The sequence below is a fragment of the Okeania sp. SIO2F5 genome (genome assembly GCF_010692685.1).
Taxonomy (GTDB): domain Bacteria; phylum Cyanobacteriota; class Cyanobacteriia; order Cyanobacteriales; family Microcoleaceae; genus Okeania; species Okeania hirsuta.
The window spans coordinates 36,115-56,383 of sequence record NZ_JAAHGU010000038.1 but is presented as its reverse complement, the minus strand read 5'-3'; the positions used below and the strand labels follow the sequence as shown (position 1 = coordinate 56,383).

Annotated in this window: 20 protein-coding genes and 1 pseudogene; 17 read left to right on the top strand and 4 right to left on the bottom strand. The window is 35.8% G+C overall.

Translation table 11 applies throughout. The features are described 5' to 3' along the window. Positions 1-811: 811 nt before the first annotated feature. Positions 812-2,824, bottom strand: a complete 2,013-nt coding sequence (locus F6K27_RS14850; RefSeq protein WP_287276910.1) for an ABC transporter ATP-binding protein — start codon at positions 2,822-2,824, stop codon at positions 812-814. Between the two features lie 597 nt (positions 2,825-3,421). Between F6K27_RS14850 and F6K27_RS14845 the strand changes: the two are divergent. From F6K27_RS14845 to mnmH, 11 genes and pseudogenes are all read left to right on the top strand, one after another. Continuing rightward, positions 3,422-3,664, top strand: a pseudogene (locus F6K27_RS14845) (response regulator); the annotation flags it as partial. Positions 3,665-3,682: 18 nt separating this feature from the next. Next, entirely contained in the window at positions 3,683-4,021 is a 339-nt protein-coding gene (locus tag F6K27_RS14840; RefSeq protein WP_338043198.1) for a PAS domain-containing protein, read from the top strand. Between the two features lie 367 nt (positions 4,022-4,388). Then, complete coding sequence (locus tag F6K27_RS14835; RefSeq protein ID WP_124145443.1) at positions 4,389-4,943, top strand: DUF4168 domain-containing protein; 555 nt, start codon at positions 4,389-4,391, stop codon at positions 4,941-4,943. Between the two features lie 14 nt (positions 4,944-4,957). Next, the gene (gene ureE / locus F6K27_RS14830) at positions 4,958-5,395 is read left to right on the top strand and encodes an urease accessory protein UreE (RefSeq protein WP_287276909.1); all 438 of its coding nucleotides are present in this window, start codon (positions 4,958-4,960) and stop codon (positions 5,393-5,395) included. Between the two features lie 48 nt (positions 5,396-5,443). Beyond that, the gene (locus F6K27_RS14825; RefSeq protein WP_287276907.1) at positions 5,444-6,157 is read left to right on the top strand and encodes an urease accessory protein UreF; all 714 of its coding nucleotides are present in this window, start codon (positions 5,444-5,446) and stop codon (positions 6,155-6,157) included. 342 nt (positions 6,158-6,499) lie between these two features. Further along, positions 6,500-7,102 (top strand): urease accessory protein UreG, encoded by a 603-nt coding sequence (gene ureG, locus F6K27_RS14820; RefSeq protein ID WP_124145440.1) that lies wholly within the window; start codon positions 6,500-6,502, stop codon positions 7,100-7,102. A 31-nt stretch (positions 7,103-7,133) separates the two neighbouring features. Then, positions 7,134-7,553, top strand: a complete 420-nt coding sequence (locus F6K27_RS14815) for a peptide chain release factor 1 (protein WP_124145439.1) — start codon at positions 7,134-7,136, stop codon at positions 7,551-7,553. A gap of 21 nt (positions 7,554-7,574) precedes the next feature. Then, entirely contained in the window at positions 7,575-8,090 is a 516-nt protein-coding gene (locus F6K27_RS14810; RefSeq protein ID WP_287276906.1) for an isoprenylcysteine carboxylmethyltransferase family protein, read from the top strand. Between the two features lie 396 nt (positions 8,091-8,486). Next, complete coding sequence (locus F6K27_RS14805; RefSeq protein WP_124145437.1) at positions 8,487-8,810, top strand: Mo-dependent nitrogenase C-terminal domain-containing protein; 324 nt, start codon at positions 8,487-8,489, stop codon at positions 8,808-8,810. Positions 8,811-9,067: 257 nt separating this feature from the next. After that, positions 9,068-9,289 carry a hypothetical protein gene (locus F6K27_RS14800; RefSeq protein WP_287300883.1) on the top strand — a complete coding sequence of 74 codons (222 nt, stop codon included), beginning with the start codon at positions 9,068-9,070 and terminating at the stop codon, positions 9,287-9,289. Further along, on the top strand, positions 9,267-10,283 hold the full coding sequence (gene mnmH, locus F6K27_RS14795) for a tRNA 2-selenouridine(34) synthase MnmH (RefSeq protein ID WP_287276905.1): 1,017 nt from the start codon (positions 9,267-9,269) through the stop codon (positions 10,281-10,283). The genes F6K27_RS14800 and mnmH overlap by 23 nt, the downstream gene beginning before the upstream one ends. 112 nt (positions 10,284-10,395) lie before the next feature. Here mnmH and F6K27_RS14790 read toward each other — a convergent pair whose 3' ends face one another. The 3 genes from F6K27_RS14790 to F6K27_RS14780 all read right to left on the bottom strand — a co-directional run bounded on the left by F6K27_RS14790 (position 10,396) and on the right by F6K27_RS14780 (position 12,165). Further along, positions 10,396-10,848, bottom strand: coding sequence for a matrixin family metalloprotease (locus tag F6K27_RS14790; protein ID WP_287284366.1), 453 nt, complete (start codon positions 10,846-10,848; stop codon positions 10,396-10,398). Between the two features lie 339 nt (positions 10,849-11,187). Next, on the bottom strand, positions 11,188-11,835 hold the full coding sequence (locus tag F6K27_RS14785; RefSeq protein ID WP_287276904.1) for a hypothetical protein: 648 nt from the start codon (positions 11,833-11,835) through the stop codon (positions 11,188-11,190). Between the two features lie 135 nt (positions 11,836-11,970). After that, positions 11,971-12,165 (bottom strand): hypothetical protein, encoded by a 195-nt coding sequence (locus F6K27_RS14780; RefSeq protein WP_287276902.1) that lies wholly within the window; start codon positions 12,163-12,165, stop codon positions 11,971-11,973. 580 nt (positions 12,166-12,745) lie between these two features. Between F6K27_RS14780 and F6K27_RS14775 the strand changes: the two genes are divergently transcribed. The 6 genes from F6K27_RS14775 to F6K27_RS14750 all read left to right on the top strand — a co-directional run bounded on the left by F6K27_RS14775 (position 12,746) and on the right by F6K27_RS14750 (position 20,222). Further along, positions 12,746-13,204: a hypothetical protein gene (locus F6K27_RS14775; RefSeq protein WP_287276901.1), complete on the top strand. Its 459-nt coding sequence runs from the start codon at positions 12,746-12,748 to the stop codon at positions 13,202-13,204. A 234-nt stretch (positions 13,205-13,438) separates the two neighbouring features. Then, positions 13,439-14,029, top strand: a complete 591-nt coding sequence (locus F6K27_RS14770; RefSeq protein WP_124145433.1) for a hypothetical protein — start codon at positions 13,439-13,441, stop codon at positions 14,027-14,029. Positions 14,030-15,002: 973 nt separating this feature from the next. After that, complete coding sequence (locus F6K27_RS14765; protein ID WP_287276897.1) at positions 15,003-15,608, top strand: RNA polymerase sigma factor; 606 nt, start codon at positions 15,003-15,005, stop codon at positions 15,606-15,608. A 942-nt stretch (positions 15,609-16,550) separates the two neighbouring features. Then, complete coding sequence (locus F6K27_RS14760; RefSeq protein WP_124145429.1) at positions 16,551-17,156, top strand: C39 family peptidase; 606 nt, start codon at positions 16,551-16,553, stop codon at positions 17,154-17,156. Between the two features lie 259 nt (positions 17,157-17,415). Next, positions 17,416-18,198 (top strand): glycoside hydrolase family 19 protein, encoded by a 783-nt coding sequence (locus F6K27_RS14755; RefSeq protein WP_287276896.1) that lies wholly within the window; start codon positions 17,416-17,418, stop codon positions 18,196-18,198. 1,037 nt (positions 18,199-19,235) lie between these two features. After that, positions 19,236-20,222 carry a hypothetical protein gene (locus F6K27_RS14750; protein WP_287276893.1) on the top strand — a complete coding sequence of 329 codons (987 nt, stop codon included), beginning with the start codon at positions 19,236-19,238 and terminating at the stop codon, positions 20,220-20,222. Positions 20,223-20,269 lie beyond the last annotated feature (47 nt).

Here is a 20,269-nt window from a genome sequence, read left to right as displayed (position 1 = left end):
CAGCAGTACCCTTAGCTAATTCTCCAATAACTTCCTGAGCAATAAATTTAACCGCTTCACTACCCCCCCAAGCAATTAACCATTCAATCATAATTATTTCATCTGTTATGTGTTAGTTCTTTTTTATAATAGCGCTGTGCGCAGGCAACAGGCAACAGGCAACAGGCAACAGGCAACAGGGGGAATAAAAAACTGATAGTTTGAAGAAGGAGACAGGAGACAGGAGACAGGAGACAGGAGGAAAATTACATGGGGATTCGCTCCCCCAAGTAATGCGTGAACACCCCCGTTGACGGTGGGGTATTAAACCCACAAAGAAAATGATAAAACTTTTAGCTATTGGACAGTTCTTTTCAACAATTAATAATTAATAATTAATAATTACCTCTCCTTGAAAACAAGAGGATTGACTAATAATGAAAATTTTTCTTTATTATCCCCTTAAAAGGGGAGGCTTTAAACCACAATTTTTCGGTAATTTGTAAATATGCAAGCGCACATTGCTATACATTTTGTTGAGCAGGGGAGTAGGTAGGAACGTTGCATGCAACGTCCGTACAGGGAGAAGCAAACATAAGAATAATTAACATTAACGCAAGCTAAAATTAGCATACAAAGTGATTTTGCTTGTACTGATCGGTTGACAACTGAAGTATTGCCCAACTTCTTTCTTCCCTCCTGACTCCTGACTCCTGACTCCTGACTCCTCTAAATTAAGAACACCACTCCGCGACCAAAAAACTTTTTCCTCCTTCCTTCTTCCTTCTTTCTTACCTCCTGACTCCTGACTCCTGACTCCTGACTCCTCAAGTTACGAAACCTTAAACCTCTCTAAATTTCCAGTAGGAATAGAGGCAATAAGTTGTCGCGTATATTCTCGTTGCGGTTGATTATAAACTTGTTCGGCAAGGCCAATTTCTTCAACTTTACCTTGATTCATTACCATGATTCGATCGCTCATAAATTTAACTACACTCAAGTCATGGGAAATAAATATGTAAGTTAAACCAAACTCATCTTGCAACTCTTTAAACAAATTCAAAACTTGCGCTTGCACCGATACATCTAAAGCTGAAACAGATTCATCACAAATAATCAATTTAGGATTCAAAGCTAAAGCACGAGCAATACAAATTCGTTGACGTTGACCACCAGAAAAAGCATAGGGATAACGATTTAATGAATCAGCAGTTAATCCTACCCTTTCTAATAAATATACTGCGCGATCGCGCCTAATTTGGGAATTATTGCCTACTCGATGAATTAACATTGGTTCCATTACTGCAGCACCAACAGTTAAACGAGGGTCTAGAGAACTAAAGGGGTCTTGAAAAATAATTTGCATATCCCGTCGTAACCTCCGTATCAATTGCTTAATTCCTGACCTACCTCTATGAGAGTTTGTTATTTCTTGACCCTCAAAAAACACCTGTCCACTTGTAATCGGAATCAATTGTAGTATTGCTCTAGCTAAGGTACTTTTACCACAACCAGATTCTCCCACTAAACCCAAAGTTTCACCAGGAGCAACTGCAAAAGAAACGTCATTAACTGCCATATATAAACGTTTAGTTTGACCAAACATTCCTTTAACTGGGAATCCTACTCGCAAATTATTAACTTGTAAAATTGAATTTTCTGTTGTTTGGGGAGTTGTTTGTTTTGCCAAATCTACATTTTGTTTTTCTGCTGTTACTGTTATCTTTTTTTCCCTAATTTCAATTTCGCCATTTGAGTTTGTTACTTCTTCCATAAAATCAGAAACAGTAGGCAAGCGCAAAATTTTTCCATGGAGGGGAGGACGACAAGCTAATAAACCTTTTGTGTAGGGATGCTGTGGTTGAGTAAATATTTGTCCGATCTCGCCAGACTCAACTATTTTACCTTGATACATTACTGCTATAGTGTCCGCAACTTCAGCCATTACTCCTAAGTCGTGAGAGATAAATATAACTGACATTCCTCTGCGTTGTCCCAACTCCCGGAGTAATTCTAAAATTCTCGCCTGGACTGTAACATCTAAAGCTGTTGTAGGTTCATCTGCAATTAATAAAGTGGGGTTACAAGAAATCGCCATTGCTATCATCACTCTTTGCAACTGACCGCCAGAAAGTTCGTGAGGATAACGGTCTAGCATGGCCAGCTTTTTTTTGTTGACTTGTAGCATAATTTCGCGTTCGCTTGTACCACTACTTATTCCTTCTTCCTCCTTCCTTATTCCTTCTTCCTCCTTCCTTCTTCCTTCTTCCTTATTCCTCTCTTGGTGCGCATTCCCTTGCGACTGGCGTCGTCGCGGGGTCGCACCGCTTCTTCCTTCTTCTGCTATTTCTTCTATAGATTTTTGTCGCAACACTTCATCATTAGGCAGAAGTTTTACTTCTTGAAGTAGAGATGCTACTTGACGTCGTGCTTCTGTTGGTGAAACATTTTGATGAAATCTAATAGCTTCTGTTAACTGAAATCCAATGGTATAAACAGGGTTAAGAGAACTCATAGGTTCTTGGAAAATCATGGCTATTTCGCCACCCCTGTATTCTTGTTTTTGCTCTGCTGGTAACTGTAATAAATTTATTGGTTGAGAATTTTGTTCATTTTTAGCAGAATTATTGAACCAAATTTCACCGTTAATTTGACAAGATTTAGTTAGTAATAAACCCATAATTGCCAGAGATGTAACAGATTTTCCGGAACCTGATTCCCCTACAATTCCTAGAGTTTGCCCTCGTTTGACTGCAAAAGATATACCATCAACAGCTTTTAGTAGTTTTTCTTCTGTTGTAAATTGAACTTTAAGGTCGCGAACATCTAGTACAATATTACTCATTATTACTCATTAGAAACTAAGTATTAATAATTAGGTTAATTTATATTTATATTTAAAATTTATTTAAATTATATAACAATACTATGATTTTGTCAATTTTATTTAAGAGTTAAAATATTCTCTATAGCAATCCTAAATAGATTGCGGGTAATCAAAAAGTAAATAAAAAAACTGAAACTCTTACCTGTTCCCTGTTCCCAGTTAAGTGTTCCCTAAAAAGCAGTAAGATTTTTGACAGGAATAAAATAGGATTGCTATAGTTTTTAATTTGCCCAAATCGAGACTCAATTAATTAAGTATTGGATCTAGAAAATTATTAAGGTAAAATAGTTACTAACTATGACTTAGTAGATAATAATTACCTACTAAATAATAATAATTGTGAAAAAATTATCTTTATTTTAGATAATTTTACTGAAATATTTCAATGGATTTAGTTAGAGTAAATTACTAATTTCAGTGTATATACTTAAAATTATGGATAACAATCAATTTAAAGAATTTTTGGGTGATATCTTAGTAGTGGACGACCAACCTAATAATCTCCGAATTTTAGCTAAAATACTCTCTGAAAAAGGGTATTAAGTAAGGGAAGCCACCAATGGAGAAATGGCATTAATAACTATCCAATCACAAGTGCCAGATTTAATTTTATTAGATATTCTGATGCTACAAGTAGATGGTTATCAAGTTTGTCAACAGTTAAAAGCAAACCCTAAAACGAAAGATATTTCTATCATTTTTGTTAGCTCTATCAACGGTTCTGTAGATAAAGTAAAAGAATTTTCTGTGGGAGGAGTAGATTATATTACTAAACCACTACAAATAGAAGAATTATTGGCTCGTGTAGAAAATCAAATGATGATGACTAAACAAAAACAAAAATTGAAAGAAGAAAACACTAAACTCAAACAAGAGCTTTCAGAACATCAACAAAATGAGGAGCAATTACAATTATTACACAGAGCAATTGATGCTTGTCAAAATGGGATAATGATTACTGACTCTACTCAAACAGATAATCCTATAGTTTATGTGAATCAAGGCTTTGAAACAATAACTGGTTATTCAAAAGCAGAAGTAATGGGCAAAAACCCTAGATTTTTACACAAAAATCACCCAAATCAAACTGCTCTGACAGAAGTCTCCACAGCTGTGCAAGAACAAAGAAAATGGGCGTTGCACAATCAGGAATGATAAAATCCGAAAGTAGATATTTTTGGATAATTCTTTCCTCAATATATGTACAGTTTAAAATCTATTATCATTAATGTGCAATCCCTCTTTTTAAAGATATCTCAAATGGGTTCTATAAGTAGAATTCCCAATTGGCCTACAGCTATTACATATCCCAGAGCTTTATATTTAAAATATACCTATTGAATAAAATATCTAGTTCCTAAAAATTACAAATTCTTGGATCAAACACAGATGATGTGCTGTATTATAAATAACTTTAATTTTTCCACTTTCATTAGAAACTCTTAAGTAATTAGGAACTTTCTCGGACTAAAATAATTCGTAAGTATTTAGATAGTTTAAATTTTATTCGTTATCACAGATTATGAAGATTAAAGCTTTATTTCGTACTGTTCCACTATATCCCCATAGACTAATGTCCCAGTCTTTATCAGCAGTAACTCTATCTATATTAGGCTTAATGATGGGTGTAATACCTACTAGGTTATCTAACTCATTAATTCCTGTATTTGATAGAGCTGTCTACGCTCAGGAATCTTTTACAGATACAGAAGAAGAACAAGAAGCAAACTTTACAGATGAAGAAATAACTAAATATAGTACTACAGTTTTACAAATTGAAAACTTAAGAATAGGAGTTTATCAAGAAATTCAAAATGAATTTCAAAAACAAAGTCCAGGAGGATCTATTCCTCCAATTATTTGCAATCAGAAAAACACTGTTAACGATCTACCACGAAATATTCAAGTAATTGCCGTGAATTACTGCAATCAAGCTAAAAAAATTATTGATAGTAATGATATGACCGTTACTCTGTTTAATCAGATTACAATGGCTCAAAAGATTAATCAAACCTTACGAGAAAGAATTCAAACTGAGTTGCTCCGTCTTCAACAAGAGCGAACAAGTAGTCAATAAACCCATGACTGACAATGGTAATTTTAACCCAACGTTTAGCTGCTGACCAAAATGCAGTAGTTTGTTTGACTTTACCTCTGACTGCAGTACAACGGACCAGGAGTCGCTATCGTTTTGATACAGAGAATGGAGAAATTTTACATCTGCGTTTGTCTAGAGGAACAGTGCTGCGCGATCGCGACTTACTGGCCAATGAGACGGGTGAGTTTATAGTCAGAATAATTGCTAAACCAGAACCCATCCTGAGAATAACAGGGAAAACTTCCTTAGATTTACTCAGGGCAGCTTATCATTTAGGTAATAGACATATACCAATAGAAATTACTCCTACCAATTTAAAGTTATCTCTAGACCCAGTGTTAAAAGCTATGCTGGAACAATTAGGTATGGAAATTATAGAAGAAATCTCTCCATTTCAACCAGAAATAGGAGCTTATGGTCATGGTCATTAAGCAAGAGATAGCAAACCATATATATGTCTGTTTTATAAACCGGAAATAATGCACTATCAAAACCAGGGAGAAAACCAACTTTTATGTCTTTTACAGTTAGCAAGTCCGGCGTTACCAGTAGGAGCTTATAGTTATTCAGAAGGTATTGAAGTATTAGTAACTACAGGAAAAATTTCCGATTATGATAGTCTCAAAAATTGGTTGATAGATTGTCTCAAATTTGGAAGTATTCGATTAGAAGCAGCATTAATAGTTAGAGCTTATTTGGAAACTAATTCAGGAAATTTACAGCTTTTAAATAATTGGAATAATTGGGCAACGGCAGTTAAAGAGACAGAAGAATTGCGTCTGCAAAGTTTACAAATGGGTCGAACTTTGATTCGTTTATTTACGAATATTCAGCCAGATTTATCAACAGAATTAATGAGTTTTGTCCAAAAAAAACTCGAAACAGAAACAGATTTTTGTAACTTTGCGATCGCTTATGGTCTAATTTCTGCTAGCTGGCAAATTGAGATTGAAACTGCAATTTTAGGTTATCTACATAGTTGGGCAACTAATCTAGTTAATGCTGGTGTCAAATTAATTCCTCTAGGTCAAACAGTAGGACAAAAGTTATTATGGGAATTGCAAAATCAAATAGTTTTGAGTGCCGAAGAAATCCTCAAATTAAAAGATGATGAGTTAAATAGTTGTAGTTGGGGATTATCTCTAGCAAGTATGGTTCACGAAGTTCAATATACTAGATTATTTAGAAGTTAGGTTTGAGGTGGTAGTTCAACAATTAATAATTAATAATTAATAATTAACAATTAACAATTACATCTCCTTGAAAAGAAGAGGATTGACCCTAAAGGAAAAAATTTCTTTTTTCCCCTTGAAAGGGGAGGATTTAAAGCTGAATTATTTAATTATTAATTATTCGGTAAACTTTTACAGAACTTCCCGCTGCCCGTGAGGTACTTAATTACTACGGAATCTACTGTATTTTAATGAATAGCCTGCTAAACTATTATTTGAAATGCTTTTCCTTTTTCCTTTTTTCTTTTTTCTTTTTCCTTCTTCCTTCTTCCTTCTGCTATACCCATTAACAATTAGTAATTTATGAATGTTTTTCGGATTGGAATAGCTGGCCCGGTAGGCTCAGGTAAAACAGCTTTAGTTGATGCCTTATGTAAGTCAATGCGACAAGAATATAATATTGCAGTTGTCACCAATGATATTTATACCCAAGAAGATGCCCAATTTTTAGTGCGAAGTCAAGCATTAGATAGTTCCCGTATAATAGGAGTAGAAACAGGTGGTTGTCCTCATACAGCTATCAGGGAAGATGCTTCTATTAATCTCATTGCTATTGAGCAGTTAGAAAATAAATTTACCGATCTAGACTTAGTATTTGTCGAAAGTGGCGGTGATAACTTAGCAGCAACTTTTAGTCCCGAGCTAGTTGATTTAACAATCTATGTAATTGATGTAGCTGCCGGTGATAAAATTCCCAGAAAAGGAGGTCCAGGTATTACTAAATCCGATCTACTTGTAATTAATAAAATTGACCTTGCTCCCCATGTAGGAGCAGACCTGAATATTATGGAAAAAGATACTAAAAAGATGCGAGGCGATCGCCCTTTTGTCTTTACGAATCTCAAAACAAAAGTTGGTTTAGAAGCAGTTTTAAACTTTATCCACAGATATCTAATTGTAGATTAACTCAATTTTCCTAATTCTATCAACTTAAAACATGAATAATATTTGGCAACGTTTGAAAAGTTTACCTTGGCAAGAACTATTTTTAGTAAGTTTCATTGCTATTTTGGCAGTTGTAGCAACAGAAGTATTATTAATCTTAAGCTTCACTTATTTTGTTGTTATCCTGAAACCATTGAGTATGCTATTTTCCTCTCCAATTTTTGGGGTATTAATACCTGTAGGAGCAGCAGTAGGAATGGGAGCGTTAGCAGTTTATTTATTAGAATTCTGGCAAAAGCAGTGGTTACTGAATAATTCTAGTCTTTGGGCGCTAGTTTTATGTTTATTTATCGGATTATTATTCAAGTCTTTATTTCCTCTCCCTGCTGTATTAGTTAGTGCATCTAGAACTTCATTAATAAGTCTAGCTATAGGAGTTTTCTGGAAAGGGCGACCTTATTGGCGACGTTAAAAAAATTCTAAAAATATAATCATGAAAATACTTACAAATTGCGGTTTTACCAGAGATGGGTGGCGCAGTGGCAAACGCGGTGAATATTTGGTATTAATTCAAGGTTTATTGCTGGTAGGATTTATTTTTTTGCCTACATATCACCTACCAGGAATTAGTTTAGAATTGCCAAAATTAATATACTCTTGTTGGATCGTAGCAGCACTTTTTATGATCGCTGCATTAGTTTTGATTGCGAAAGGATTATTAGATTTAGGCAAAAATCTGACACCTTTGCCATATCCAAGAGTAGATGGTGAGCTAGTGCAAACAGGAGTTTATGGCATTGTTAGACATCCTTTGTATAGCGGTTTAATTTTCTTGACTCTCGGTTGGAGCATTTTTCAACTTAGTTTGTCTCATTTTGTAGCTGTTATTGTGATTTTTTTGTTTCTTGACTTGAAAGCAAGGCAAGAAGAAACCTGGTTAAGTGAAAAATATCCAGAATATTCAGATTATCAACAACGGGTAAAAAAATTAATTCCAAGGATTTATTAATTAGATATTAATTCACGATATTTGTCTCGAGGTCAATATATTTATTCAGAAGCAATTGAGATTATAAAAACAGTATATTAGATAACAATTTATCAATATTTATTATTTCCATAACTATTTTTTAACGTAATTCTACTGAATATTCTGCTAAAGTGCGAATAACAGTAATTTTTTTAGCTTCAATGATTTGATTTTTGGAATAACAAATTTTGGCGATAAAAGCTAGTTATTTTAAACAAATATCAACAGATTTCATCTAATCTTCACAATACTAGGATAAAAATTAAAGTAATTGTGAAAGTTTGCAAAATCAGGCCAAATTGGCTATACAAGAAAGTGAGATCAAAGTTAGACTGAAAATATATTGATAGAGTTGATATATAGGATGATCTAATTATGAGTTCTATTACAAGTATTTCACAGCAAGCTGCTCAAACAAACCATAACTACCTAGATAAACTACTGCAACCAATTCGCGAATATCTCGATCGTGTAGAAATAAATAATCAAAAAATAGCACATTTGCTGTGTCAATTGATCCCAGCTCAATGTCCTTTTGAGAGAGATGTGAAACTATTCGGACATCTACTGTTTCATATTCCTGCAATGTGTAAACTGAATCCTTTGTATGACCAATTTATCGGCTTACGATTTCGCGCTTTAACTTTTCTAGCGGATGTTTGTGGAGAGGATATTACGGGTTATATCAAATCCGTTTAATTCGGTATAAAAACATTCTTTATCTTCACCATTACCAAATCTTCATAAATTTTTTCCCTCCTGACTCCTGACTCCTGTACGTCGCCAATCCGACGGTTCCCCTACCTGACTCCTACTTCAAAAGATTTTATACCGATGCTACCGGATTTGATATTATTGCTGAAATATATTTCTTAATTTTAAATACTTGCTTCTACATTTTGTCTTAGAGTAGCTCAATGATATTTAGGTTATGCTACCAAGAGCTTAGTTTTTCTATGAAACTAGGCTCTTTATTATTGCCGAATGCGATCGCTATAACAAAAGGCAGAAGGCAAAAGGCAGAAGGCAGAAGGCAGAAGAAAAAATATCGGGATAAAAAATCTAGGACTTCAGCAAATACCCTACACATAAACATGATAAAATATAATATTCAAGACTTTCTTCCTTCCTACTTCTGTCTTCCGTCTTTAAATAATGGCAAAATCCCTAAAACCTGACGCATTTTTCCAAACACCAGGAGTCATTCTCGATGTTCGTAGTCCCGGCGAATATGCTCAAGGTCATATTCCTGGATCTGTTAATTTCCCTCTATTTAATAATGATGAACGTGCCTTGGTGGGAACTTGCTACAAACAAAAAGGTAAAGATGAAGCAGTCGAATTAGGGTTAGCGATCGTCGGTCCGAAATTAGCTAATTTTGTTGCCCGTGCGAAGGTATTAGCTCCAGACCGTCAAGTTAGAATTCACTGTTGGCGAGGTGGAATGCGTAGCGCTGCAGTTGGTTGGTTACTGGAAACCGCAGGATTTAATGTTGCTCTACTTATTGGCGGTTACAAAGGGTTTCGACGTTGGGCACTTTCTCTATTTTCGATTCCACAAAAAATGATTATTCTAGGAGGAATGACTGGCAGTGGTAAAACTGAGATATTGACTGCTCTGGAAAATATAGGAGAACAAGTGTTAGACTTAGAAGCTCTAGCTAACCATCGGGGTAGTAGTTTCGGTGCTTTGGGGCAGTTGCCTCAACCTACTAATGAGCAATTTTGGAATGCGATCGTGATGGAATGGGCAAAGTTCGACCGGAGTCAAGTTTTATGGGTTGAAGCGGAGAGTAAGCGTATTGGAATGTGTTGTATTCCCCAGGAAATTTTTGAGCAAATGGAAAGGGCGAAAGTTATCTCAATAAGTCGTAGTCGTCAGGAAAGAGTAGCATTTTTGGTCGAAATTTATGGAGAAGCAGATATTAATGATTTGATTGCTGCGACCGAACGCATTAGAAGACGACTGGGGGGTCTACGGACGCAAGAAGCGATTAATTTTCTGAGGGAGGGAAACTTGGCAGCAGCTTCAGATTTAATTCTCCACTATTATGACAAAACTTATACTTATGATTTAGAAAAAAGAAGAGTTAGTATTCAGAAAGTAGATGTTTCTGGTTTCTCGGCGGTTGATGCTGCTGTTTTAGTGCGGGAAAAAAGTCAAGAGATATAGTGGCGATCGCCGGATATTATTGTAGGGAAAAGGGAACAGCTAAGTTATTCTGTAGGGTGCGTTGCAACGCACCTATTGGTAGATTAGTTGTCTAATATCAAATCCGATACTCCTAAAATTGTGATATTAAATAATTGGTTTCTATTGCCCACAAATCAAAGGCTGTAGGGAATAAGTTTAGTGAATTTAAGTCAATGACTTCCGACACAACAGAATCTTGCCTGACAGTATGGTTTAAACCGATAGCGTGTACTACTTCGTGAGATATCACATACTGTTGTAAATATTGATTTTCAACATATAGCAATTCATCAGATAAGAAAATATCGCTGTTGATTGGACGATCTCCAGGGAAGTAAGCATAGCCAAGATAAGGAGTATTTGAATCTATACTAATTTTTATTTCTGCTGTATTGTAATCTACTTGTTGAAAGTCTAAATAGGTTCTGTTTTCTATGTAGTTGAAAGTATTGTTAAATAAGGCTTGAAGTTGTGGTGTAATACTATTGTCATAGCCATAAGTTGCATTTGGACTTAAAGCAAGTCCAGTTAGAATATCGTACATAATTACAAAAGAAGGTAAAGTGAAGAGAGGGTGGAATATATTTTTGATCGCTAATAAAGCAAACATGATATTATTGATTGAGCTGATTGCGATCGCTCAGTTATCAGATCATTAAGGTTGGGTTACTAAAGTAAGACCCAACCTATCAGCTAACAATTAAGTAAAGTGCAGTTAGTTATTACAAAAGTACTCTAACAACTTCTGAATACCGAATAGTGTAATCATAGGTTGGCAATTAAGTTACAACTGTGTTACACCTCAAATCAGAAAGGTTAGGTGTTACCAACGTCCAACTTCTCCAGCAGTCTTAGTCCCTAGATTCGGAGGCCAATTTGATTGTTACAAAGTCTGCATATAAAACCGATATTCACTACCATCATGCAACATTGCCATACTCGCTAAATTGCTATTTGACGGAGTGTTCTCTAGAGTCAATACTTGACAATTAGCAGATTTGTAACCATACTTATACTCGCTACCATTCCAAGCTCCTTGATAGAACTCGTTGTTGCTACCAAGTTTGAATGCGTAAATGCGGTAATCATTACCATCATTCAGCATCGACCACCGAGACCAGTCCGTGTCATCTGGAAATCCAGAAACTGAAAGTGTGGGAGCAGGGATATAACTTTCGGCCTCTCGATCCCATAAAAATTGATACAGTTTATTGGGATTACCAAGTTGACGCAAGTAGAGTCGGTGATATTCCTCACCATAGAGCATAGAGAAACTACTGGTATCTGCATCATCCCAGATGAACTCGTACAGCTTAGTAGGGTTGCCAAGTTGCCGGAAGTAGAGTCGGTAATGTTCCTGCCCATAGAGCATAGAGAAGCTACTGGTATCTGCATCATCAGGAATCCCAGTTATGTTTAACTTGGGATATGAATTGTTATGACCGTATCTATAAGAATTACCATCCCATATAAATTGATAGAGTGTATCATTGGTACTACCCTTGAAACCCACATTCCGCACCACAAACATACTACAAGGGTATTTTTAACGAAGAATTTGGATTACAGCCTCTATTTTTGAGAATTGATATTAATAGCCTGTATAATATGTATTTTTACCTATGATTTTCATAATTATTATCAGGCAAGGCTTTGAATGCTTAGTCTAAGATACTACATTTTGACGTGCGGAATGTGGGTTGAAACAATACATACGATAGTCAGACCCATCGTGGAGCATTGACCAACGTCGCCAGTTTGCATCAGAAGGCGCACCAACGACCGGCAGTAGAGGAATTTCTGGGTAAAACTGATACAAGTTTTTTTCCCTGGAAAAAATAGCTTGATGGACAAAATTCATTAATTTGTCTCCTTCATTTCTTGGTTTGGTACTTCTATCTAATAGACGCTTCCCAGCAGTAATTTCTGAATTTTCAATCGACTATTTTGACTAATTTTTTTTTCACCCCATCTGTCAGAGTCTTTCTCTGTCTATCTTTGAGCTTTTATGTCAGTCTATGGATTTTATTTGAAAAAATTTTTTTCTGAAAATTTCACTCAAAAAATTCAGAAATTGATAAGCATGAGCGTCTTACAGCGCTTTTCAGATTGATAAACCACATCGTCATAACCAAAACCCTGTAAGGGCGCAATTCGGAGCTTTGCGTTAGCAAATGGCATTCGCCCCTACTGTGGTCTACTGAAATGAAAACCGCTTACGCGACCAAAAAGTTTTTGTTTGTAAAATTGCTCTAGCCCCTATCTGTTATCGGGCTAAAGCCCTACTACAAGCTTTAATTATACATATTCAACCGGACATGATATTAGTCCCAACAATTAAGTTCTAAATCAAATATTAAGTTTTGTTAAATAATCATTTTTAGCAGCTAATTAGAGTTTATTATTAATATAAGTTCTATATAGCAGTCAAATAGCACCTAATGATCGATAGTAATCGAAAAACAAGGTCTGAAAAAATATCTGTCACTATGTCCGCAGGAACCTATAGACAGCTAGAGGAAAGAGCTTTACAAGAAGAGCGAACTTTAGTTAGTCTGGCCTTGTTTTACATAGAGAGCGGATTAGCTAGGAGTAGAGAATACGATGTTCTGCATGAATTAAGTTTTGACTATAAAAAGGCTTTAGCAGAACAACAAGCAAGAATAAAAACTCTTGAAGCCAAAATTGATAATTCCGATCCTCCTTTGGACAATCTTGTAAAAAAGGCGATAATCAAATCAATTTCAGGCCAAACTTTAAACAATGTAGACATCAGCCTAATATGCGAATACATTGATTACGATCAGGAATTGCTACCCGATCTAGTCTATGGAGATCAAATCCTAGAACAAAATGCAGATGAGGAAGAAGATCGAAAATCAGCCTCAATTCCTGAATAGACATCTCTGAAAATAATCAAACATCTACTATAACCATCTTTATGGCAAGAAATCGCTATCAATGGATGGATTAAAGCTGTATTTAAACAGGGTGCATGAAATTGCACATTAAAGAATGATAATAAATTTTCAACTGTACATATATTGAGGAAAGAATTATCCAAAAATATTTACTTTCAGATTTCATCATTCCTAATTGTGCAACGCCGGGTGCAGACACAATCCCAGAAAAAAATGCAGATGAGTAAAAATATCAAAGGTAATCAGCCTCAATTCCTGAATGGATGGACTGAAGCCGTCTTTAAACAGGGTATCGTCTTTATTGCCCCTTTTTATTATAGGAAAGAAGACGTAATTGCTATCTACAATCAACATGAAGATTGGTTTATTTTATTAGCTACTAAGTGGGGTGAGGTTCGCCTCATCTGGAGTGGAGCAAAACGAGGTATCAGAATTATAGGTAAAAAAATAATGATTAAAGAACTAGGTAAAAGTCTAATTGATATTTACGGCGAGGTTAACCCACAGTTTATCACTGATATGAATACTAACGAGGTGATTTGGATGAACCAAGCCGCCATTGTTGCTAATAGTAACCAACCAATGAGTAAAATTGTTGGTCAGCAAGCCAAAGATTTATGGCAACCTGGTGAATTGAATAAAATGCTTGATTTCTTAGATAATGACCTTTACCTTCCTAAATTTGAAGTTAAAGGCTATAGGTTTCTTCCCGATGGAGAAAAGGAAAAATATACTACCTTAAACGAGTACAGAATTATCAATGCTTTTGGCAGAAAGTGTCGATGGTCTAGAGTTAATGTTTAAATATTCTAGCCTTGTTGATGCTGCTTGAGTAACGGGAACCTCAAAAAGTACTCAATTACTTAGGTGAATACAATCAAAATAAGTGGGCATCGCATATCTCGTGAAAATCAAGTAGCAGATTTGATTTATTCATAGAGTGTACGGTGCTCAATTCCATGATACAGAATGGTAAGCTGGAAAGCTAGAAAGTGGAATTCTAGTTAATTCCTCCAGTAAAGAGTTTGACTCTTGCCTTGATTCAACAAAGCTTATTCAGATTACGAATATTGATCGGATTAGCGATCAAAGTAGGCGATCGTAATTTGCCCAATCAATCTGACTATAAAGATCGTTAAAAATGTTTTTTGGCATATTACTCAGGATATAGTAAAATAGAAATAAAGTTATTCAGCGATCGCGATATTTTTTCAAGGTGATTGGTAGTAACAGAACAAAAATCTAAACTAAGATTACGATTCCTACTGGGAATAAATTAAGGAAACAGGACTTACACATAAAGCAGGAAAAACTTGGATTTGAGATTATTTTCCCTATCGGTCACAATGATGGAAATACCTTGTGGTGACTAAGTTATAAGAAATTAGATTTTCCTACATAAGTACATAGGCAAAATCAATTACACATATTTTAAGGTAATAATAAATCGCTCTATTCTTTGAATATAGACTATTACAGCGTTTATTGTTTTCGGTCTTAAATTTGCATGACTACTTATCTAGGAATAAATCAGCTTTTCAGAGATGATTAGATACTCTTTATGACTTACACATGAGGTAGGAAAAACTTGGATTTCAGATTACTTATTCCGGACTGGTCTACAAACCCCATCGGTAGCTTTGGACAGAAATAGATCGTATTGTGTAAGTTTCATGGTGTTAAATTATAACATACAATTCCCAAGAATGCTACCCATTCCCTTGAAATTATAGTTCTGCTCCAACTAACTAATAGATTTCTTTAAGGGTTGACTATTATGGTATCAAATTCTCTCAAAGTAGTTTCAGCTACTACATTGGGTCTAAATTGTACTGAAAAAACAGAGCAAGAGTTTTGGCAGCAATGGCTAAAGCATGAAGATTATCTTTATTATTGCTGTGTCAAGTGGATGGGCGGAAACCGAACTAATGCTGAGGATGCCCTCAGTCGGGCAATGCTCAAAGCTTGGGAGAAGAAGCAAAAGAATGCAGCAAAAATTTATAATTCTAAGGCATGGCTGACAAAACTGACTTATAACCTCTGTGTGGATATTCATCGAGAACATATTCGGGGTGCGAATAGAGTTGAAAATATCGAAGATTACACATCTGCTGAGGAGCAAGAAGTGGTTTTAGTTGAAGAAAGGCCAAATTATTTTATAGAAGCAGAAGAGAAAAGGATTGTGATTCGTCGTGCTATTGATAATTTGCCGACGAGAATGCGTGAAACGTTTATCCTGCATTTTTATCAGCAACTGTCTCATCAAGACATTGCCCAAAAACAAAATATTTCCTACGATAATGTCTGCAAGCGAATTTCTCAGGCACGGAACATATTACGAAAGGAGTTGAGGGAATATTTTATCGGGGGGGGTGGCCAGTAAGATGAAAAAAATATTTCTACTGGCTGTAACAGGGTGGTTGATAGGGAAATGTTCTTGGTGAGACAGTGACATCAAATCCGGTAGTATCGGTATAAAAAAGCAGAGAAACCGGGTTTGTATTTAATATCAAATCCGTTTAATTGGACATAAAAAAAATCTTCAATCGTCATAACTACGCTCATCTTTGTAATTCTTTCTTCTCCTGACTCCTGACTTCCCCTCCCAGGAGGGGAGGGGCGGGGGTGGGTTGACTCCTCCTAACTTAACCATTCTATGGTTGTTTAACCGGATTTGATATAATGCCCCACTATACTAACATATACTTTCCACAAACCCGGTTTCTGATAACACTTCCATTGCAGGCAGATTTGATATGACATCAGAAGTTGCTTTTCCTAAGCAGACAACATCTATAGCAATGAGCGCTGGTATATTTACAAATTGTAGTAGGGGCAAAAGAGCTAGAAGTCTTATATTATCGGCAATTTATTCCCCCTGTTCCCTGTTCCCTGTTCCCTGTTCCCTGCGCACAGCGCTATAAGTAAAGTTTCTTTGAATTTTAAGAAAAAAATAATTCAGAAATTTGCTTCCTTAAACGTCTAATTAATGAAAGCAATTACAAGCTTTCTATTTAGTGAGGACAATATTATGCTGTAGTTGAGCTAAAACAGCCCAAAACTCAAGCATTAATCAAATCATATCAAGTCCAGATAATTACTTAGTGTAAAAGTCATTGCGACTGAAATGGAGTTCAAGGTTTGCGGAGCATTCCGGAACGGAAAGCAATCTCTCAAAGCTGGAGATTGATTTTCTATAGAATGTTCTACAAATGTCGCAATGACAACTGTTCAACCGGACTGGAACTCAAAAAGTATTCTGCCTCTCTAAACTTCTTGTTCCATCTGTTTTTTGTACTTTTTTGTATACAATACTATTTCTCAAATGACACAGACAAAAGAAAAATTCAAAAAACTCGAAGTTCCCTATTTCTCTCAGTTGGATAACGATACGGCCTATCACGGACCTGGTTACAGACAATGTAACCTAACTTCTTGTTCAATGTTTTTAGCCTTTCTCAGACCCGATCTTGTTGAAAAAGCAAAATCAGAGGGTTATAGTGAATTTGAAAGTATGTATGGGAAGATACTAGATAAATATGGCGATACTACCGATCATCAAGCAAATACTCGTGCTTTACAATATTTTGAAGTAGATACCTATTTTTCCTATACACTTTCAATTGATGAATTAATCGAGTGCTTGCAAGCAGGATATCCAGTAGTTATGGGTATGGCATATAAAGGTAGCGGACACATGGTGGTAGCTACAGGATTTGACCTAGACAAACAGAAAATTTTCATACACGATCCTTATGGTATTAGAGACGGAGCGGGCAATACTTACCAGGTAGGGGTAAAAGCAGCTTACGATCCTTACAGTTTCGATCTTTTAAGAAAAATTTGGGTCGATATGGGTGAACAAGCAGGATGGGGTAGAGTCACTGTTTCTGTTAAAGGAAAACCAACAGGACTACCTCAGAATTTGTAGATTTTGCTATGCTGTCTCTGCCGATAGCAGGGAACAGGCAATGGTGGAAAAACATTAATATTTATGCCTAATTAAATCTGACTAGATCATTGCGACCGGAGTGGAAGGAAGTAACCTCTAATGCCCTAAGATTGCTTTCTAATGGAATTGCTTTGCCAACTTTCCACTCCCTTGCTCCTTTACCTCCTGTCTCTCTTCTGTTTCTACCCTCTGTTGCTCGTTGCCTGTTGCATTCACAAAAATATCAAGACTATAAAAAATGGAAACTATCAAAGCAATTAGTCAAACTGTTCTCAAAAAAGCAGTAGCTCAAGCTTCTCAACTTCCTGAGAGTCAAAAAACATCTGTTGCTCAAGGAAAAACTTATGAAGTTCTCAATTATTCTCCAGCAGAACAGGGACATTACCAAGTTGAACTCAATCATAATGCTGGAACCTGGTATATTTTCTCCGATCATTGGGAGCTATCCTGGGAAAATCAGGCAGAAATTATAGAATCTAATAACTCAGATTTATTGACTGCTGAAAATCTGAAAGCAATTATGCCCGATGCTTCTGATGATGATATTCATAGATATATCGCTCCTCTCAATCAAGTTATAAATGATTTTGATTTAGCAACAACAGCAAGAACTTGTGCATTTATTGCTCAAATTGCCCATGAAAGCGGTTCTTTCTATTATAAAGAAGAATTAGCTAGTGGTGCAGATTATGAGGGACGAGAGGATTTAGGTAATACTCAACCAGGAGATGGCAGACGATATAAAGGAAGAGGTCTGATTCAACTTACTGGTAGAGCTAATTATCGTCAATGCGGTGAAGAATTGGGTTTGCCTTTAGAAGACAACCCGGAAATGGCTGTTCAAGACGCTTATACGAATGCGGCAGTGGCAGCTTGGTATTGGCAAAGTCGGGATATTAACGAGTATGCAGACCAAGGAGACTTTGAAAAAGTCACCCGTCTGATTAATGGTGGTCTAAATGGTTATAGCGATCGCCTGCAATTTTGGGAAAAAGCTAAAAAAGTTTTTGGTATTGATTAAGAAAGGAACAGCCCATTTTGAGTCTTTCAGGACTTACCAAATAATTAATAATTGAACAATTAAGGTTTAAAGTCTCTCCTTTTAAGGAGAAAAAAGCGGTCGATCTTCGGAGCTTTCCGTAGGATGGGATGGCAAAGCCGCTCCGCTTTTTCCTACGGAATGCTTCCCTACGGGATGCTGCGCAAACGCAAACATGTCGCGCAGCGTTAACGCGCGTTGTGCGTTAGCTAAACGCCATATCCAATCGACCAAGAGAAGAAAAATTTTTCCTTTTAGTCAATCCCCTTCTTTTTAAGAAGGGGGTAATTGTTAATTATTAATTGTCAATTGTTGAAGCATGAGGCAAGAAAAACTAGGGATTTGAGATTGCTTCTCTGTGGGTGGCAATGACGAAAATACGTTGTACTGCGTAAGTCCTATCTTTCTTATAAAAGTTAATTTAGTGGAGGTAAACCTCAAAATGTTCGCCTTTGTTAAGTGTTAGTCTTAAGGCAACTTATCCATTAGCAAAGCTTATCTGAAGGATAAACCCAACATTCATGTTTTGTTGGGTTACCTTTGCGGGAAGCAAGCTAAATTCTTCAACCCAAACTACCCCCATGGGATTAATTATTATTTCTCTATAATACCAATTTGATAAATGTTTGCTACAAATAGTTAGGCTATTTCTTAGGAGTCAACCCACCCCTCGCCCCTCCCCCTCCCAGGAGGGGAAGTCAGGAGTCAGGAGTCGTATGGGAATTGGTTCAATACCAGTTTTTAGGTCGTAAATTCTCTTTTTTGTCAAAGGGACATTTCCTAGCAAATCTTTTTATCCCACTTATTATTCGTAACATTCTTTTTTCAAATTGGTATAATAGGAGTTTTAATTAATATAGAGTACAAAGATTTTGGCTTGAAGGCAGAAGTTTTGTAGTTAACATTTCTGGAAAACTGCTACAATTTCCTAATTTAATAATTCTGAATTCTACATTCACTCACTCTACATTCATAAAAATGAAGTTTTGTAGTCTACCTTTGTGAAAATCGCTATAAATATGCAACCTAAAGATAATTTTGATAATTATGATTTAAATTCCTTGGAAAACAAGCCAGTTTTCGAGGAACAACATAATCTTCCGGTTATTGATGAAATAGATACCAAAGTTTATGATTTGTTCGCCCAAATCAATGAGGTAATTACTGACTCTAATTTTATCCAGGAATTAAGCGCAGAAAATCAAGAAGAAGTTTCCAAAGTTTTGATATTACTCTCAGACATCAAAACTCTATATCTATCTGGAAAATTAATTAAAAATATTCACCAAAAATCAGAGGTTGCTAATTTAGTATTTAATCTTAGTATTGCCATTCAATATTTTCAGCATAACCCCGAAAAACGGCTGATTGAAAAACTGCGAATTGATGGAGAATTTAGAATCAGAAGAATTAAAAACTTTTGGCTAGCTTTACCTATTAATTTTTATCGAAGAGTTACTTCTAAGATTATTCTGAAAATTTTACTAGGGTTAATTTTAGGACTTCCATTATACATAGTACTTCCACTGGGCTTATCATCAGGAAGCGACAACTTAGAAAAAGCTCTACAGTCAAAAGGAATTCTTTCATTCAATGCTGATAGTAGAAGCCATGAAACACCAGATATGTATATAAAAGATTTTCAAATGACAGTTTGGCTAGGAAATTTGTGTTTTACTGCTGGCGCTCTAGGTAGCATAGTTAGTATCTTATCCCGGCTTAGTAATTATGAACAATCTGAAGACGATCACCAATATGAAGACTCAATAATTCCTATCTTAGTTGGTTTTTATAAGCCTCTGATCGGAGGTACATTTGGCATTTTAATTTTTGCTATTTTACAGGGCGGAATTATTCCGATTTCCTTTGGTGAAATTAATAACGAAAAGAGGCAAGATCAAAGATGGATGTCTCTATTTTCTTTGTCTTTTGTGGTGGGATTTAGCGAGCGATTAGCAAAAGATATTATTAATACGACAGAAAAAAATTTTGATTCAGAGAAATAGGCAGTGATAGATAGATGGACAAAAATGTTGATTCTATTTCGTGTATA

What these genes read in the sequence shown, in the direction of transcription:
- F6K27_RS14815 (WP_124145439.1), top strand. Translation starts at nt 7,134, where the DNA reads ATGAATAATATTTGGCAACGTTTGAAAAGTTTACCTTGGCAAGAACTA.
- F6K27_RS14810 (WP_287276906.1), top strand. Translation starts at nt 7,575, where the DNA reads ATGAAAATACTTACAAATTGCGGTTTTACCAGAGATGGGTGGCGCAGT.
- F6K27_RS14755 (WP_287276896.1), top strand. Translation starts at nt 17,416, where the DNA reads ATGGAAACTATCAAAGCAATTAGTCAAACTGTTCTCAAAAAAGCAGTA.
- F6K27_RS14825 (WP_287276907.1), top strand. Translation starts at nt 5,444, where the DNA reads ATGCACTATCAAAACCAGGGAGAAAACCAACTTTTATGTCTTTTACAG.
- F6K27_RS14760 (WP_124145429.1), top strand. Translation starts at nt 16,551, where the DNA reads ATGACACAGACAAAAGAAAAATTCAAAAAACTCGAAGTTCCCTATTTC.
- ureE (WP_287276909.1), top strand. Translation starts at nt 4,958, where the DNA reads ATGGTAATTTTAACCCAACGTTTAGCTGCTGACCAAAATGCAGTAGTT.
- F6K27_RS14800 (WP_287300883.1), top strand. Translation starts at nt 9,068, where the DNA reads ATGAAACTAGGCTCTTTATTATTGCCGAATGCGATCGCTATAACAAAA.
- F6K27_RS14775 (WP_287276901.1), top strand. Translation starts at nt 12,746, where the DNA reads ATGATCGATAGTAATCGAAAAACAAGGTCTGAAAAAATATCTGTCACT.
- F6K27_RS14765 (WP_287276897.1), top strand. Translation starts at nt 15,003, where the DNA reads ATGGTATCAAATTCTCTCAAAGTAGTTTCAGCTACTACATTGGGTCTA.
- F6K27_RS14770 (WP_124145433.1), top strand. Translation starts at nt 13,439, where the DNA reads ATGCAGATGAGTAAAAATATCAAAGGTAATCAGCCTCAATTCCTGAAT.
- F6K27_RS14835 (WP_124145443.1), top strand. Translation starts at nt 4,389, where the DNA reads ATGAAGATTAAAGCTTTATTTCGTACTGTTCCACTATATCCCCATAGA.
- F6K27_RS14785 (WP_287276904.1), bottom strand. Translation starts at nt 11,835, where the DNA reads ATGTTTGTGGTGCGGAATGTGGGTTTCAAGGGTAGTACCAATGATACA.
- F6K27_RS14780 (WP_287276902.1), bottom strand. Translation starts at nt 12,165, where the DNA reads ATGAATTTTGTCCATCAAGCTATTTTTTCCAGGGAAAAAAACTTGTAT.
- F6K27_RS14850 (WP_287276910.1), bottom strand. Translation starts at nt 2,824, where the DNA reads ATGAGTAATATTGTACTAGATGTTCGCGACCTTAAAGTTCAATTTACA.
- mnmH (WP_287276905.1), top strand. Translation starts at nt 9,267, where the DNA reads ATGGCAAAATCCCTAAAACCTGACGCATTTTTCCAAACACCAGGAGTC.
- F6K27_RS14750 (WP_287276893.1), top strand. Translation starts at nt 19,236, where the DNA reads ATGCAACCTAAAGATAATTTTGATAATTATGATTTAAATTCCTTGGAA.
- F6K27_RS14805 (WP_124145437.1), top strand. Translation starts at nt 8,487, where the DNA reads ATGAGTTCTATTACAAGTATTTCACAGCAAGCTGCTCAAACAAACCAT.
- ureG (WP_124145440.1), top strand. Translation starts at nt 6,500, where the DNA reads ATGAATGTTTTTCGGATTGGAATAGCTGGCCCGGTAGGCTCAGGTAAA.
- F6K27_RS14790 (WP_287284366.1), bottom strand. Translation starts at nt 10,848, where the DNA reads ATGTACGATATTCTAACTGGACTTGCTTTAAGTCCAAATGCAACTTAT.
- F6K27_RS14840 (WP_338043198.1), top strand. Translation starts at nt 3,683, where the DNA reads ATGATGATGACTAAACAAAAACAAAAATTGAAAGAAGAAAACACTAAA.